General features: G+C 63.4%; 14 protein-coding genes and 1 pseudogene. 6 read left to right on the top strand and 9 right to left on the bottom strand.

Annotated elements, in window-relative coordinates; all coding sequences use genetic code 11:
- Nucleotides 1-69: 69 nt before the first annotated feature.
- On the top strand, nt 70-1323 hold the full coding sequence (locus WG901_RS08500; RefSeq protein ID WP_339586574.1) for a glycosyltransferase family 4 protein: 1254 nt from the start codon (nt 70-72) through the stop codon (nt 1321-1323).
- A 14-nt stretch (nt 1324-1337) separates the two neighbouring features.
- On the opposite strand, the gene WG901_RS08495 is transcribed toward WG901_RS08500, so the two are convergent.
- The 4 genes from WG901_RS08495 to WG901_RS08480 form a co-directional block, all read right to left on the bottom strand.
- Nucleotides 1338-1655, bottom strand: coding sequence for a hypothetical protein (locus WG901_RS08495; protein ID WP_339586573.1), 318 nt, complete (start codon nt 1653-1655; stop codon nt 1338-1340).
- A 4-nt stretch (nt 1656-1659) separates the two neighbouring features.
- The gene (locus WG901_RS08490; RefSeq protein WP_339586572.1) at nt 1660-1866 is read right to left on the bottom strand and encodes a hypervirulence associated TUDOR domain-containing protein; all 207 of its coding nucleotides are present in this window, start codon (nt 1864-1866) and stop codon (nt 1660-1662) included.
- A 94-nt stretch (nt 1867-1960) separates the two neighbouring features.
- Complete coding sequence (locus WG901_RS08485; RefSeq protein WP_339586571.1) at nt 1961-2245, bottom strand: c-type cytochrome; 285 nt, start codon at nt 2243-2245, stop codon at nt 1961-1963.
- A gap of 65 nt (nt 2246-2310) precedes the next feature.
- Nucleotides 2311-2874 carry a DUF4142 domain-containing protein gene (locus WG901_RS08480; protein WP_339586570.1) on the bottom strand — a complete coding sequence of 188 codons (564 nt, stop codon included), beginning with the start codon at nt 2872-2874 and terminating at the stop codon, nt 2311-2313.
- Between the two features lie 126 nt (nt 2875-3000).
- Here WG901_RS08480 and WG901_RS08475 point away from each other — a divergent pair, with 126 nt between their 5' ends.
- A complete protein-coding gene (locus tag WG901_RS08475) occupies nt 3001-3423 on the top strand; it encodes a DUF3597 domain-containing protein (RefSeq protein ID WP_339586569.1) in 423 nt (140 codons plus the stop codon).
- A 124-nt stretch (nt 3424-3547) separates the two neighbouring features.
- Here WG901_RS08475 and WG901_RS08470 read toward each other — a convergent pair whose 3' ends face one another.
- On the bottom strand, nt 3548-4444 hold the full coding sequence (locus tag WG901_RS08470; protein ID WP_339586568.1) for an iron-containing redox enzyme family protein: 897 nt from the start codon (nt 4442-4444) through the stop codon (nt 3548-3550).
- A gap of 299 nt (nt 4445-4743) precedes the next feature.
- Here WG901_RS08470 and WG901_RS08465 point away from each other — a divergent pair, with 299 nt between their 5' ends.
- Nucleotides 4744-5004, top strand: a complete 261-nt coding sequence (locus tag WG901_RS08465; RefSeq protein WP_339586567.1) for a hypothetical protein — start codon at nt 4744-4746, stop codon at nt 5002-5004.
- Between the two features lie 517 nt (nt 5005-5521).
- Here WG901_RS08465 and WG901_RS08460 read toward each other — a convergent pair.
- The 3 genes from WG901_RS08460 to WG901_RS08450 are packed head-to-tail and all read right to left on the bottom strand — an operon-like array spanning nt 5522 to nt 10130.
- On the bottom strand, nt 5522-6448 hold the full coding sequence (locus WG901_RS08460) for an NAD(P)/FAD-dependent oxidoreductase (protein WP_339586566.1): 927 nt from the start codon (nt 6446-6448) through the stop codon (nt 5522-5524).
- Nucleotides 6449-6450: 2 nt separating this feature from the next.
- Nucleotides 6451-9576, bottom strand: a complete 3126-nt coding sequence (locus tag WG901_RS08455) for a TRCF domain-containing protein (protein WP_339586565.1) — start codon at nt 9574-9576, stop codon at nt 6451-6453.
- The gene (locus tag WG901_RS08450; protein ID WP_339586666.1) at nt 9573-10130 is read right to left on the bottom strand and encodes a PRC-barrel domain-containing protein; all 558 of its coding nucleotides are present in this window, start codon (nt 10128-10130) and stop codon (nt 9573-9575) included. Before WG901_RS08450 ends, WG901_RS08455 begins: the two co-directional genes overlap by 4 nt.
- Nucleotides 10131-10968: 838 nt before the next feature.
- Between WG901_RS08450 and WG901_RS08445 the strand changes: the two are divergent.
- Nucleotides 10969-11529 (top strand): annotated as a pseudogene (locus tag WG901_RS08445) (ClpP family protease).
- A gap of 34 nt (nt 11530-11563) precedes the next feature.
- Here the strand turns inward: WG901_RS08445 and WG901_RS08440 are convergent.
- On the bottom strand, nt 11564-11887 hold the full coding sequence (locus WG901_RS08440) for a response regulator (RefSeq protein WP_339586564.1): 324 nt from the start codon (nt 11885-11887) through the stop codon (nt 11564-11566).
- Between the two features lie 533 nt (nt 11888-12420).
- Here WG901_RS08440 and WG901_RS08435 point away from each other — a divergent pair.
- Nucleotides 12421-13179 (top strand): SDR family oxidoreductase, encoded by a 759-nt coding sequence (locus tag WG901_RS08435; RefSeq protein WP_339586563.1) that lies wholly within the window; start codon nt 12421-12423, stop codon nt 13177-13179.
- A complete protein-coding gene (locus WG901_RS08430) occupies nt 13176-14291 on the top strand; it encodes a glycoside hydrolase family 130 protein (protein WP_339586562.1) in 1116 nt (371 codons plus the stop codon). Before WG901_RS08435 ends, WG901_RS08430 begins: the two co-directional genes overlap by 4 nt.
- Nucleotides 14292-14414: the final 123 nt, after the last annotated feature.

The raw sequence follows: 14414 nt of genomic DNA, 5'->3' as shown, positions 1-14414 counted from the left end.
GTCTCGACCGCTGCCCAGAGCCGGGCTGCTCTGTCCCCCAGACCCCACAATCACAATTTCAATGTCGCCGTGATCGGCACCTTCGCTCCCCGCAAGTGCGGCATCGCCACGTTCACCGAGGACCTGAAAACGAAGGTGGAAGCCTTTCACCCTGGCGTGTCCTTCGACATCTACGCGCTCGATCGACGAGAGGCCGCGCCCCTCTACGAGGGCTCGGTAGAATTCGTCCGGGTCGATGAGCTGCAGAGCTACCGCGACGCTGCTCGCCGGATCAGTCGCTCGGGGGTGGATGCGGTATGGCTCCAGCACGAGTACGGTATTTTCGGCGGTCCTGACGGGGCGATGGTGACCGAGCTCATTGACAGGATCGAAGCGCCCCTGATCGTCACGTTTCATACGATCCTCACGCAGCCTTCGCCGGGCCAGCGTGAAGTCTTGCGGCAGATCCTCAGCCGCACCGCTGAGGCGATGGTCATGTCCGCGCATGGGCGGGATCTGCTCATCAAGCTCTATGGATTTTCGCCCGATCGCATAACTGTCATCGCCCATGGCGCACCCGATCGGCCGTTCGGCCGCGAGGATCAGTTCAAGGCGCAGCTAGGACTTGCAGGCCGGCCGGTGCTCATGACGTTCGGCTTGCTCGGCCCCGGCAAGGGCCTCGAGCACGCGATCGAGGCCCTTCCCGCGATTGCCGCGAAACATCCCGACGTGCTGTACCGGATCGTCGGCGCAACCCATCCCAATCTCGTGCGCGAGCAAGGCGAAACCTACCGAGATGGTCTCAAGGCTCGAGTGACGGAGCTCGGAATCGAGGCCAACGTCGCCTGGGACGATCGCTTCCTCGACACCGATGAACTGCTCGATCAGATCGAAGCGTGCGACATCTACCTAACCCCCTATCCCAATCTTCAGCAATCGACTTCGGGAACGCTGAGCTATGCCGTGGCGCTCGGCAAGGCAGTCGTGTCGACACCCTATATTCATGCGCGGGAACTGCTTGCCGATGACGTGGGCGTGCTCGTGCCTGTAGGCGATCCGGCGGCGATCGCCGCCACGGTCAACGATCTGCTGGATCAGCCCGCCAAACTCAGCGCGATCAAGAAACGTGCCTATGCCAAGGGCAGGCGGACGATCTGGCCGCGCTTCGCCCAGGCAAGCGCCGAATTGGTGTCGAAGGCCGTCTTCGCTACGGAGGCAGGGGCATCGGCTTTTGCTTTCGAGAAACGCCCCTCGCATGGCCGAGACGATACCCATATCTTGCCGTGCCCGGCGCACCGGGCGGTTCTCGATCTGCGAGGCGGCGGGATGAAGCTTGCAGGTTGAGCCCGAGGCGGGCGTCAGCCCAAGGTTTTGGCCTTCCGATCGGCCCACGCCTTGCCAGCATCGCCGCCCCAGAGAAGCCACGCGATAAAGCCTGCTGACGGGTCGGTGTTCGAGTTCCAGGCGTGGGTTTCGGTTTCCTTGTCGATGGCGTGGCGCGCAAAGAAGCTGTGCATCGCCTTGACGTCGGCGGTGCTGAGAGTGCGCCGGTCGGCGAGTTGGTGCGCGCGATCGACACCGACCTGGGTGCCGCCGCGCTTGAACTTCTCGCGCAAGCGAAGCCCGCGCCGGGCAGCGGACGCCATACGCAGTGTCGGCTGGAACTCCTGGGGCATGGTCTCACTCCTTGGTAAGGGCGCCGGGCTTGTGGGCGGCGCGCTTGCCCTCACTGGTCTCGACGACAAATTCGGGGTTGTCCTTGGAAGCCGCGACCTTGTGACCCTTGATCGCCGTCGGCTTCGTGATCTTCCGCACGACCTTGCCATGCGCTTCGCCGCCGTGGCTTTTCCAGCTTACCGCGTCGCCGTTCTTCAATGCCTTGGCCATCTGCTTTCTCCTGTCGATGGTAGGACAACTTTCGCAGTGAAGGCGGGTTCACGTGCTGATCGGCTCGGCGCGCCGTGACGGGCGACGCGTGCGATCAATTCTGGGCATAGAAATAAGCCGCCACATCCCGCGCCTCACGGACGTCGATCCCCTGGTCGGGCATGCCGCTGCCCGGCCGCAGCTTCTGAGGATGCATGATCCAGGCGGTCAAACTGCCGGGATCGCTGCTGAGCGACCCGGCCAGCGCCGCACGCTGGCCGATATGGGTAAGATCGGGGCGGGCCTCGCCGAGCGTGCCATCGATGGCGGCCCTGCGAGTTGCTAGTCCTCGGCTGACGTCAGGCTTACGCGCGAGCGAGTGGCGCGTACTGCGGACCAAGGCTTGTTGCGCAGGCATCACTGCGGGCTGGAGGTTCGAGACGCCTCCAGCCCCTCCGCTGTGGACTAGAGGCCCTTTGCCATATTGAGATGAGCGGTCACGATCGGAACCAGCTCTGTGGCGAACGTCTTGAGCGAGGGAACGTCGCCGGTCGCCGAATAGGCCTTGAGGGCATCGAGCGTCGCTTGATGGCCAGCGCGCTGTGCATCGGCGTAAGCGCGGTCGAAGTCCGCCCCGGACTTCGACGACAGGTCGTCGAGCGTCTGCTGCTGCGCGGCTGTCAGCGTTGGCGTCGGCGTGATGGCGGGCGAGGCAGCCGCTGACGCGGTCTTGAGCTTCGCCGTCGAATCGGTGTGCGCCTTGATCATTTCCTCGGCGAAATGCTTGGTCTTGGCCGACTGCGCTTTGGTCGCGGCGAGCTTCGACGACTGGATTTCGAACGCGTCGCTGGCAGCGGCCGTGTCGGCAAAGGCCTGACCCGGGCTCGTGGGCGTAGCGGCAACAGGCGGCGTGAGGCTGACATCGCTCGCGGCCGGCGAACTGTCGGCGACGGGTGTCTCGGCCTTCTTGCTGCAGCCCGCCAGACCCAAAGCGGCAATCGAGACGGCAAGCAGGACAGAATGTTTCATGTGACAACTCCCAAAGGAACCAGGCGCGTTTCGGCAGCTTAACTGTTGGAGGCCAAAGGACGTTCCTGACATCCTTGAGTTTAGCGAATGGGCCAGCCTCCGAACGACACAGGCTAGGAGCGAGCAATGAGCATCTTCGGCAACATCCTGGGCAAGATCTTTCATCACCGCAGTGCCGAGAGCGCTCCGACTCCATCGCCCGCCTCTGCGCCGGCGGCCGCATCGCAGACGCCCGCGCAACCGCCGGTTGGATCGTCTTCCGCCCCCGCGACCGCAGCGCCGCAACCGGCGGTTGATGTCGGGCAAGTGCTGGAGGCCATGGCGTCGATGAAAGACGATCCTGGCGGCAATTACCAGAGCTCGATCGTCGATCTGCTCAAGCTCCTGGATCTCGATTCCAGTCTGTCCGCTCGCAAGGAGCTGGGGCAGGAACTCGGCGTCCATGCTGGCGACGACGGAACGGCCGAGCAGAATATCGCGCTGCACCGGGCGGTGATGGACAAGCTCGCGGAGAACGGCGGGGTTGTGCCGGACAGCCTGCGACAGTGAAGTGATCGCCTGAAACTGAACACTCATGAAAAGCTTCAGCGCACCGGCGCGCAAATGCTGTTCGGTTTGAATGGGCTTCGCGGCCTCAGGCGCCGTTTCTAGTGTTGAAGAACCAGCATTACGGTCAGGCCCAGAGGTGGGCCCGGTAGCGTTCGAAGCAGCGAGCGCCGCAGCGCAGGCGCATGAGCGCGCCTTCCGCGATTGCGGTTGCAAGCGCCGGGTTGTGTTCGACCGAGGGCCGGAGTGCTTCTCGGTTCCAGTCGGCGCTGTGTTTGACGTCGAGGACGGCATGAAGGTCGAAATATCGTCGCTCGCTGTCGCTGAGACCGATCCGTCGCAGTCCCTGGGCGACCATCGCAGAGCGTCCGGGCGCTGTCAGCTCGATTGCGCCAAGCGCCCCGACCGAGTGCCAGGCATAATGGCGGGTGGTCGCCATCGCCGTCATGGCATTGGCGAGAGCAAGGCTCTCCCATACCGTCGTCTCGATTGCAGGATCGACCCCGAGCGTCTCGACCAGACGAGCGAGCATCGGTCCGTGCATGCCCTTGGCATTGCCTCGGCCCATCTCGTCCCAATAGTTGCGCGCGAGTTCGAGCTTGGCGGGCACGGGGAGCTTTACCTGCGTATAGGCGACGAGATCGTCAAACCCGGCCTCACCTGCCGCTTCCTGCTCGAAGAACCAGCACAGCTCCTCCCGCGTCGCCTTTTCGGCGAGCCAGGGAAACAGGGGATCGTTCTGTCCCGGGCCATCGTCCTTCAGATTTTCGAACCATTCGATGAACCCGTCCGGATCAGTCGGCACGGCTGCAGCTTCGCCCTGCACTTCTGCGCGAAGCTCTTCGATGAAACCGATCTCGAGCCGATGCATGCGCGTGTCGCGGTCCTCGACGCTGCGCCAGTTCTCTGGGGGCAGGCTAGGCGCGAGCCGTTCATGATTCCAGTGCGCGAGGCCCTGCTGGAAACGGTCGTTCAGGAACTGCGAAGCGCCGCTTGCGGCGCGTGGGTCGAATTGGGTTGCCATGCCCTAGTAACGGCAGCATGGATCCGGGGTTCCTGACGGCACATCCGATTTAAGCGTTCGTTTTCTAGTCTTTTTCCGGGCCAAGCAGACTTGCAGCCAGGTTACGAAAGACCCGTCCAGCATGTCGCTCGGCCTGACGGTAAAGGTCCGCCCATCCCGATTTCCGCGGGTTTTCGCTTGGGCATCTATGTGAACCGCGATGGGCGGGAGCGAGGCACCGCCGCGTTCCACCTCGATCCGGACGTCAGTGCCCGCACCGGAGCAAGGGTCCAGCTACGGCGAAGCGTGCAATTCGCGCCATGCGCAGCGAGCCTTTCCTGAAGCTCGCCAAGCACGAAAAGCACGTCGCCCTCGAAAGCATTGAGGATCGGCATGAAGTTTCTCCCGCTGGCGATGGCCTGGGCGTATCCGCGCAGCACAATCGCTTTGCCGGTGGGTTCGAGCGTGGAGACAAAGAGCGCGCGATAGGGCTCTGGCAGCGTGGGTTCGCCTTCGATCGTTTCCTCGACAATGAGGGGGAGGCATGCCCGAGAAAAACCGCGCGGGGCGAAACCGATTGACCGAAGAGGAGAATGAACCCCTGCCTTCCGTTGCCATCTTGCCGAAGCCTGGCGGCGATTTCACCGTCCCTAAGCGGCCCGCTGCGGGTCCAAAGGCGCTGAGCAGGAGTATTCCGCCCGGTATTTCGAATGCATTTTTGGCGCTGACGACGGCATCGAGAGCTTGGGTAAAGGTGCGCTCGGTTTCTTGCGCGGGCGGCGGGATGACATCGCATCGCGCCGCCTCCATGAGCGTCCAGAGCCGCCGGGCCAAAATTGGTGCGGCCGGGGAGGCGGGCTCGCCGGCTATCGGCGGCAGGTCAGGTATTGCCGAAACGCTGAAATCGCGGATGTGCCGCCATCTTTTGCCGCGTCCTCGCAAATGGTACCCCCTTTGGAACAGTACATTGCCGGGGTGTCGCGATCGCTGCCGAGGTTTCTTCGGCTATCCAAGGAGGACGGGATAAAGAAGATCGGACCGATGGGCAGGGCGCGCGGGGCCTCGTCATGAGGAGAGTGCTTGGCCGAAGGATAGCGCTCAGCGCAGCAGGGAGTACCTCGTCGCGAGGTCGTTTCGGATGGTCGTTGCCGCCACGCCGGCCTCACCCATGGCATGGCTGATCTGATCGAGGCCCTTGGCGACATCCCCCGCAGCGTAAAGCCCGGCTACGCTCGTGCGCTGATGCTCGTCGACGACAAGGCAGCCTTCTTCAGTCGCATTTGCCCCGAGCACTACCGCGAGTTCCGAGCGTATCACCGACCCCAGAGCCGGATAGACCGTGTCGAAGGCCAGGGTGTTACCCAAGGCCGGCACCAGGATGGTATCGCCTTCGATCCTGAGCGGCGCGCAGGGCCCGTCTTGGAGCGTGATACCCGCTGCCTGCAGCCGTTCATGCTCCTCCTCGGTCAGGGAATGACCGCCGTCGGGCGCAATGAGCGTCACGTCCCTTGTGTACATACGCAGGAACAGCGCCTCGTTGTGACCATGCGTACGTGAGCCGATGACGCCGACCCGCTTGTCGGTGACCTCATAGCCATCGCAGATCGGACAATAGGGAAGGAGGCCGCGCGCCAGTGCTTCATCATGTACATCCGGCGCGATTTTCGGACGGTTGTTCACGACCCCGGTCGCAAGGAGTACGGTGCGGGCCTGCATGTGGCCCCCCTCAAAGTGCGCCGAGAAGATGTCGCCGTAGCGTTCGAGCCGTTCGACCAGGGCCGAACGAACGACCGCACCGAACTCCGAGGCCTGGTCTCGCATGCGGCCGAGCAGTTCGGATCCGGGAATTCCTCCTGGATAGCCCGCATGGTTGTGCGTCCGCGGGATCATGGCGGCCCGGCTTTTCCCCGCATCGAGCATCTCCACTCGCAGGCGAAAGCGGGCGAGATAGATCGCAGCGGTCAGACCGGCGGGCCCCGCGCCGATGATCAGGCAGTCGAGGGGGTCCGCTTGCGCTCGGGACATTCCTATCCTCCTGCGGGCGCAAGCGTTTCGAGCAGCTCGATCACGCGCGCTAGTCGGCTTGGCTCGTCGGTCCGCTCCTTGAGCAGCCAACGCCCGTCTTTTGGGAACAGATCGGCTCCCTCCGGAGCCGGGCGGTCTGCGCTGCGCGGCGTCAGGGCAATGGCGGCGGGACCGGCATCCACGCGCTCGATCCCTGCCATACGGGCGAGAATGCCGATGCGGGCACTTGCGAGGAGTTGCTCGGCTGCAGCCGGAAGAGGCCCGAACCTATCAGCGAGCTCCTCCTCGAAAGCATTGAGCGATGCTTCGTCGGTGAGACGTGCTAACCTGACGTAGAGACCGAGCCGGATGTCGTTGTCAGGGATCCAGTCCTGCGGCAGGCAGGCGGTATCGCCGAGGTTGAGGTCTGGCATCCAGAGACCAGGGTCCTGCCCTTGGGCCTGCTTGAGCGCGGCTTCGAACAAATGCTGGTAAAGATCGACGCCCATCAGCTTCATATGGCCGGCTTGGGTGTCGGCCAGCGGATCACCAGCGCCGCGTTGGTCGAGATCGGCCGCGCTGATTTCGAAGCCCGCGCCGAGGCGGTCGAAGGTCGCCAGCGTCCGCAGCCGTTTCATGGTGCGCTCCGCGATTTCGCTGCCTTCGGTCAGGAGGATGACCTGGCCGCGGCGGTTGCCGCGCCCGACCCGACCGCGAAGCTGGTGGAGCTGCGCGAGGCCGAAGCGATCGGCGCGCCAGACGATCATGGTGTTGGCGCGGGGCACGTCGAGCCCGGCTTCGATGATGTTGGTCGCCAGAAGCACGTCGCCGTCACCATCGGCGAACCGGACCATCGCTTCGTCGATCTCGGCGGCGGCCATCTTGCCGTGCGCCTCGATGAGCATGAGATCGGGCACGATGCGGGCCAATCGATCGGCCAGGGCCCCAAGATCTTCGATGCGGGGAACGACGACGAAGCTCTGGCCGCCGCGTGAGCGTTCACGCAGCAAAGCGGTCCTGATCATGGCGTCGTCGGGACTGGAAAGGCTGGTCCGGATGGGTTGGCGCCGCGCAGGCGGGGTCGCGATGATCGAAATCTGTTGGAGACCGATCATCGCACGGTGGAGCGTTCGCGGGATAGGCGTGGCGCTCATGGCGAGGAGGTGTGTCTCAGGACGGCCGCGCAGCCGGGCCTTGTCGGCCGCGCCGAAGCGCTGTTCTTCGTCAATGACGACGAGACCAAGCCGGGCATAACACACGTCCTTGGCCATGACGGCGGCCGTGCCGACGACGATGGCGATCGAGCCGTCGGCGAGCCCTGCCTTGGTGGCCTTTTTCTCGGCCGCGCTCGAAAGCCGTGAGAGCCCGGCGATCTTGATCCCGGTCGCAGCGAAGCGGCGCTGTAAGGTCTGCAAGTGCTGGCGGACGAGCACCGTCGTGGGCGCCGCGATGATGACCTGATACCCCGCGAGGGCTGTGAGCGCGGCAGCGCGCAGGGCGACCTCGGTCTTGCCATAGCCGACGTCACCGATGATGAGCCGGTCCATCGGCCGGCCTGACCCGAGGTCGTCTCGGACGGACTGGATAGCCCTGGCTTGGTCGGCAGTCTCGTTGAACGCGAAGGTGGCGACGAACTGTTCGTAGTCGGCCGCGTCCGGATCGATGACCGGTGCCTCGAGTTGGCCGCGCTCTTGTGCGAGGCTCAGAAGCGCATGAGCGCTCTCGGCAATGGCCTCATCGATCGCAGCGCGTCGTTTCTCCCAGCTCGAGCCGTCCAGTTTGTCGAGCCTGACGGCCTCGCCGTCGGCGCCGTAGCGCCACAGCTTGCCGGCTTCACGGACGGCGACGAGCCGGCGAGCCTCGCCGGCATATTCAAGCGCGATCAGTTCGGACCCGCTATCGCCTGGCGCGCGCTCCAGCCCGAGGACCCGCCCGACGCCGTGGTCCTCGTGAACGATCAAATCGCCGGTTCGGATATCGCCGCTCGCAAGCTGCAGGTCCGATGCGTTTTCTGGAACGTCGCCGATGATCGCCCGGCTGCCGAGAAGATCGGCCGCCGCGATCATCACGAGTCCCGGCGCGACCGCGCCGCGATCGATCGGGCCAACGAGTGCTGCGATGGTGCCTGCCGGCATTTTCGCCAGTTCTTGGAGCGCCGTGACAGTCGCCACATCGGTCTTGAAGGTTTTGCCGAGCTTTGGCCTCAGGAAGCGAATGTCGCGTTCGCTTCCGACGAGAAGCAGCCGCTGTCCCTCCTCTAACCGGGGAGCTGCATAGCGCTTCAGCGCGGACAAAGGGACCTTTTGCTCGGCGAAGCGCGGCACGGGCGAGGTCTCGCTCGCGGCTTCATGCCGATCCCACGAGGCCAGATCCCTCGCCCAGAGTTCGTCGGATACCGCATCGACGTCCTTACCGGCACCGGCAGCTTCCTGGGCAAGGCGCACGAAACGCTGCCGCCGCTTGTCGGCTCTGGGGGAAAGGATGAGCCGGCCGGGCGTCAAATGCGCCAATATGGACACCTTGGCTGAAGATTCAGGCTCAGCGGCGCGCCCGATTTCAAGGCTGTCGCACGGTTCTTCGCTGAGCTGCGTCGCAGGGTCGTACCGCCGGATTCCAGCGATCCGTCCATCGGCGACGTCGATCCGCGCCGGCAGTCCCGCGTCTGCGGGGAAGATGTCGATGACATCCCCTCGCACCGCGACTTCGCCTGGTTCGTCCACGCGTTCATCGGCGACGTAGCCCAAGGCCTCCATTTCCGCCGTGAAGCCGGTGACATCGATGGCATCGCCTGACCGCAGGATCGGAAGCGCGGCATCGAACGCGGCGGGCTCGGCATAGCGACGGGCCGCCGCTTCACCGCTCACTACCACGGCCCGACGCGCGGACGTGCGGTCTTGAACGATGCGGCGCAGATGACGCAGAGCGGCGATACGGCGTCCGATGTTCGCCGGCGAAGCGGGCGCGCGGTCCCCGGGGAGGGTGTCGCTCGACGGTACGAAGACGACCGGGCTCTCCGGCACCAGCGCTGAAAGCGCGGCGGCGACCGCCTCGCCTTCCTGCTCGTCGTCGGCGAGATAGAGGATGTCGCTCGCGACCAATTCGGCCGCGAGCAGGAGAGCGGTCTCGCCCACTCCGCGCGCTGCGCTCATCGCGCGATCGTCCCCGCCAGTTTATCGGGTGCGGCGGGCCAGTCTCCTTCCGCCAATGGTGGAAGACTTTCGAACCATGCACGCGAGCGCTTCAGCTTCAGCCGGTCACAGGCAAAATCGATCTCCGCCCGGTCCACGGCGCGCAATTCTTCGCCGAGCCCACCGATGCCGTTCGAAGCAATCACGATGTAGCTGACGCTACCGCTCTCGCAGGTGACGAGCGCCTCGATAGCCTTGCCGAGCGCCTCGCCATCACCGAGTACGACGGGCATGCCGGCGATGCCGGTTGCGGTGAACAGCGTCGGAAATGCCGAGCGCCGGCTCGCTTCGGTGGCGGACTTGCCGCCGTCCTCATAGGCCCGCTGTTTTCCGAGCCAGCGCCAGATACCGATGAGATTGACGATCGTCAGGAAGCCGTTGCTCGCGAGAAGATTGGTTTGCCCGGATGTCAGCCCGATCACCGACCAGGCGATCGAGCCGATCGTGAAGACCACAAAACCCCATCCCGTGACGCGCGCGCCGAGATTGGCCGCGGTCATCATGGCGGCGATCATCGTGGCAGCGGGGGCAATCCAACCGGCAATGTCGTTCAAGCAGGTGGCTCCATCATCGAGGGGAGAGAACCGAGGAACGCGATCCAGCCTTGTTAGTGCCCTCAAAAAGTAGCTTTCGCTTTGCCCCCCTGAGGCGGCTTTTAAGAGAACTCTTCGACGCTGAAAAAGCGAGCGCGGCGCGCAATTTAGCGCAAGCGGGAATGGCTGCGCGGGGCTTGGGCGGTGTCCCGGCGGAGGGCCGCTCTACGGTTTGCGTGAAGCGTAATATGGAGTGCGCCAGGTTTCTGGAGCAAGCCGCCAGGCCGGGCCTGACGACAACTCGCAGCAAGACTACTTGCCCGGTGTGCCGACTGCACTATTGCCCTCGCCGCTGCCCGCAGAATCCTGCGCGCTGTGCCCCCCGCCAGCTTGGGACGCGGTAACTGCTGCAGGCGGATTGCCGGAGGCGGTTTCCGTCAAGGAGCTGTTCTCGTCGACCTTGCCAGCACCATCTGTCGTCGTGGGGGTTTGCTGACCGCAACCCGCAAGTGCGGCACAGGTCAGACCGATCATCACTAGGGGTTTGAGCATTTCTTTCTCCGTGCCGTGCCGTTTGCAGTGACAATGCGCCACGGTCCCAAACAGTTTCCCAGATGCGGGATCGGGCAGCGTGTCGGGCTACGTTTTTCCTAATGCGCGAACGCCTAACTGGGCCGGCCGAACCGGCCAGTGTCACAGTCATTCAAGGAGAAAATCTTCAGGAGCTCGGGAAGGATGCCTGGGGAACCGGCGGCAATTTTCCCGGTTAGGCTGGCGCGCGGCTCATTTCCGCCTTTCCGCCAATCGCCAGGAGCGTTCCATGACCCTCGCCAGTGCCGACTTTCGTTGCCCTTCGATTCTTCTATCCGGCCCTGTCGATTACGAGATGTACCGAAGCTTTCGTGATCAGCTCGACGCGGCTCCCTCCGATGGCCTGATTTCCGTCGAATTGACGACCCTGGGAGGTGATCCCGAAGTCGCCAGGCTTATGGGGGAAGACATCCGTTTTTAGAGTGAGATATCTCCGGAACGGCGGATCGTGTTTCTCGGCAAGGCTGCGATCTATTCGGCTGGCACGACCTTCATGAGCTTTTTCGCGCGCGAGAATCGCTACTTGACCCGCGGTACCCGGCTGATGATCCACGAGCGCAAGTTGTCGAAGACCTTGCAGATCGAAGGGCCGCTGACATCGTGCATCGCATCCCTCGAGGCGACCTTGAACGAGATCCACGCCTCGATCGCCATCCAGAATGAAGGCTTTGAAAATCTCATCCGCGGCTCGCGCGTCACCATGGACGACGTGCTGAAACGAGCGCCGTCGAACTGGTATATCGATGCGAACGAAGCCTTGGAACTCGGACTAATCGAGGCGGTCCTTTGAGCCGCGGACGGAAGTGCCGAGCCTTCCGGTTTCGTCAGCTCAGGCTCGGGCGAATTCGATCGAACGCCTCCCGGACGGCATCGAACGTATAAGGCTTGGCAAGAGTGACCACACTCGCGTGCCGGCCGGGCGGTGGAGCGAGGCTGCCGCCGCTTGCGATCAAGAATGGGATGCCGTTGTCGGCGAGAGCATCGGCGACCGGCCAGCACGGCTCGCCGCGCAGGTCGACATCGAGGATCGCGAGATCGAAACCGCCCTCAAGCGAGCGCGCGAGACCGTCGGCGACATTATCGATCGTCCCGGCCGACGCGAACCCGAGCTCCTCGAGAAAATCCTCGAGGAGGAGGGCGATCAGCATGTCGTCTTCGACGATAAGGACTTTTGGCGCGGCAATCACACGAGGTTGCTAGCGCAGCGCCCTGAATAGAGCCAGTGGGTTTCGCCTTAACCTAAATCAAGTGGGCTGGTCCGATGTCGACCTGCACCTGAAGGATCGAGCGATGGCGGCTTGCCACGCATCCTGCACCATCTTCGATCAAGCGTGTGGGACAGCCGCGAAAACAAACCCGATGCGCAAGTCGAGCCCAAAGAGTGCAGGGTTGGTGAATATTCAGGGCGAGGCAGCAGGGGCCAAAATTACGGATACTTTTAAACACGAGACTTGGGAAATAATATCAAAGAACGATGCAAAATCTATCCCGAAGCAGCGTAAGGACGCCAATGGCGAGGAAATAACCGATTACTCGGGTGGGATCACCACCTCTAGACATCGATCTTGTAACCCCGAATCCGCCGCTAGAGCGAGTTGCCGTTAGGTGCTTGATTGACACTCCGCGAGGGAACCCACTGCAGCGCTGCGCTTTCCGAGAGGGGCATCAAGGAGCCTTCCCCATGACCGACCTGGCCGACGCCCATACCGAGAAACCCGACCTCAAGGGCAAGAAAGCCCTCATCACCGGCGGCACTACTGGAATCGGGCGCGCGATCGCCGTGCTTCTGGCGAGCGAAGGCGTCGACGTCTTCGTCTGCGGGCGCACGCCGGAGCACCTCGATGACGCGCTGAAACGGATCCGGACAGTGGGCAAGGGCGACGGGATCACGATTGATCTGGCCGAACCCAGCAGCTCGCAGCGCTTCGTGGATGCCGCCCGGGACTATCTTGGCGGTCTCGACATCGCAGTCATCAATGCCGCCGTCCCGGCCAAGGGCCTCCTCGAAATGTCCGAGCAGGATTTGCGCTACGCAGTCGCGACCGATTTCACGGCCTATCTTTTCAGCGCTCATGCCGCTGCCGAGGCATTGGGCGGTCACGGCGATATCGTTTTGATCGGATCGATGAGCGCGCACACACTGAAGCCCGCTTCGACGGTCTACGCCGGCATGAAATATGGCATCCAGGGCTTCTGCGAAGCACTTCGCAAGGAACTTGGACCCAAGGGCATCAAGGTTAGCCTGGTCGAGCCTGGAAAGACCGGCGCCGACTTCCAGTATCCCGACATCCCCGCCGAGAAACAGCGCGAGATGATCCACAAGGAGGAGATGCTCCGTGCCGAGGACATCGCCGTCGGCGTGCACTACCTGCTGACGCAACCACGCCGCGCGGTGGTGCAGCAGTTGACGATCGCACCTCGCCAACAGCCGCAGGAATGAGTTTTCCCGTCGACAAGCTCGTCCTCGTCCCGGACGATATCGATCTCTCGCGGTCCCCCTTGGCAGGTCAGCTTGGGGTAGAGACATATTGCCTGGGCGCATTCAACCCAGCGCTGACACGGCTGCCGAACGGCAATCTGCTGATGATGGTTCGGGTCGCTGAGGCGCTGCGCCATCCGATCGTTGACGGCAAGGTTCACAACATCCGCTGGACCGAAGACGGCTATGTCCTGGATGCTTGGCCGTTGGAGCTCGCCAACACCGCCGATCCGAGGAAATTCGTCCTCCACGGCGGGGGCTGGAAGATCATGGCGCTTACCTCTCTGTCCTGGCTGCTGCCGGTCGAGCTGTCGGCGGACGGCTGCGAAGTCGTGATGCATCACTACGACAAGGTGGTCGCGCCGCATGCCTCGTTCCAGATGTACGGACTGGAAGACGCGCGCATAAGCAAGGTCGACGATCGCTGGCTGATGACGACCTGTTCGGTAAGCCCGGAACGGCACTCGACGACGCTCTACAGCTCGCAGAACGCCCTCGATTGGGTCTTCGAGGACATTGTGCTCGATCACCAGAACAAGGACATGCTGATTTTCGAGGGGCGGATTGCCGGCCAGTACTGGGCGCAGACACGTCCTCTGGGCGACTTGTACTTCGCCTATCCGCCGGGCAGCGAATGGCGCGCCGGGCCATCGATCAACCTCGCGACGTCACCGGACGCCCTCCATTGGAAGCCGCACCGCGGTCCGGGCATCCGCCCCCACTCCGCAACGGTCGCCACAGCCAGGATGGGGGGCGGCACGCCGCCGATCCTCACCGATAGGGGCTGGCTCACACTGTGGCACGGTGTCGAGCCCAAGGAGATCGTCGGCATTTATCGGACGTACTGGTCGGTCCTCGACCAAGACGATCCTAGCATGACGGTCGTTACCCAGCATCAACCGCTGCTCGAAGCGGCACCGGAGCTTACGCGGCACCTCGAGCATCAGATGTATGTTCGCGACGTCGTCTTCACGACCGGCATCGCGGATGCCGGCGACCACTACGTCGTAGCTTCGGGCGAAGCGGATCTCGCCTGCCGGATCACGCACGTGCCAAAGACTGTCTTCGAGTAGCGCAAAATAATTTCTGCAGGGCCAACCCCTAGGTTTTAAGGCCTTGTGGGGCGCTTGCCGCACTCAGGTTCGAATGAGATTGGCCGCCTCGCACTTGACTCCTATCAATCTCATCCAGAACAT

The sequence above is a fragment of the Novosphingobium anseongense genome, from assembly GCF_037482895.1.
Taxonomy (GTDB): domain Bacteria; phylum Pseudomonadota; class Alphaproteobacteria; order Sphingomonadales; family Sphingomonadaceae; genus Novosphingobium; species Novosphingobium anseongense.
Note: the sequence above shows the minus strand (reverse complement) of the source record. Positions and strands in the feature narration are given on the sequence as shown.

Excerpts from the sequence above, each read along its gene's own strand:
- WG901_RS08495 (WP_339586573.1), bottom strand. The coding sequence starts at position 1,655 with ATGCCCCAGGAGTTCCAGCCGACACTGCGTATGGCGTCCGCTGCCCGG.
- WG901_RS08490 (WP_339586572.1), bottom strand. The coding sequence starts at position 1,866 with ATGGCCAAGGCATTGAAGAACGGCGACGCGGTAAGCTGGAAAAGCCAC.
- WG901_RS08480 (WP_339586570.1), bottom strand. The coding sequence starts at position 2,874 with ATGAAACATTCTGTCCTGCTTGCCGTCTCGATTGCCGCTTTGGGTCTG.
- WG901_RS08475 (WP_339586569.1), top strand. The coding sequence starts at position 3,001 with ATGAGCATCTTCGGCAACATCCTGGGCAAGATCTTTCATCACCGCAGT.
- WG901_RS08470 (WP_339586568.1), bottom strand. The coding sequence starts at position 4,444 with ATGGCAACCCAATTCGACCCACGCGCCGCAAGCGGCGCTTCGCAGTTC.
- WG901_RS08465 (WP_339586567.1), top strand. The coding sequence starts at position 4,744 with ATGCGCAGCGAGCCTTTCCTGAAGCTCGCCAAGCACGAAAAGCACGTC.
- WG901_RS08460 (WP_339586566.1), bottom strand. The coding sequence starts at position 6,448 with ATGTCCCGAGCGCAAGCGGACCCCCTCGACTGCCTGATCATCGGCGCG.
- WG901_RS08455 (WP_339586565.1), bottom strand. The coding sequence starts at position 9,576 with ATGAGCGCAGCGCGCGGAGTGGGCGAGACCGCTCTCCTGCTCGCGGCC.
- WG901_RS08450 (WP_339586666.1), bottom strand. The coding sequence starts at position 10,130 with ATGATCGCCGCCATGATGACCGCGGCCAATCTCGGCGCGCGCGTCACG.
- WG901_RS08440 (WP_339586564.1), bottom strand. The coding sequence starts at position 11,887 with ATGCTGATCGCCCTCCTCCTCGAGGATTTTCTCGAGGAGCTCGGGTTC.
- WG901_RS08435 (WP_339586563.1), top strand. The coding sequence starts at position 12,421 with ATGACCGACCTGGCCGACGCCCATACCGAGAAACCCGACCTCAAGGGC.
- WG901_RS08430 (WP_339586562.1), top strand. The coding sequence starts at position 13,176 with ATGAGTTTTCCCGTCGACAAGCTCGTCCTCGTCCCGGACGATATCGAT.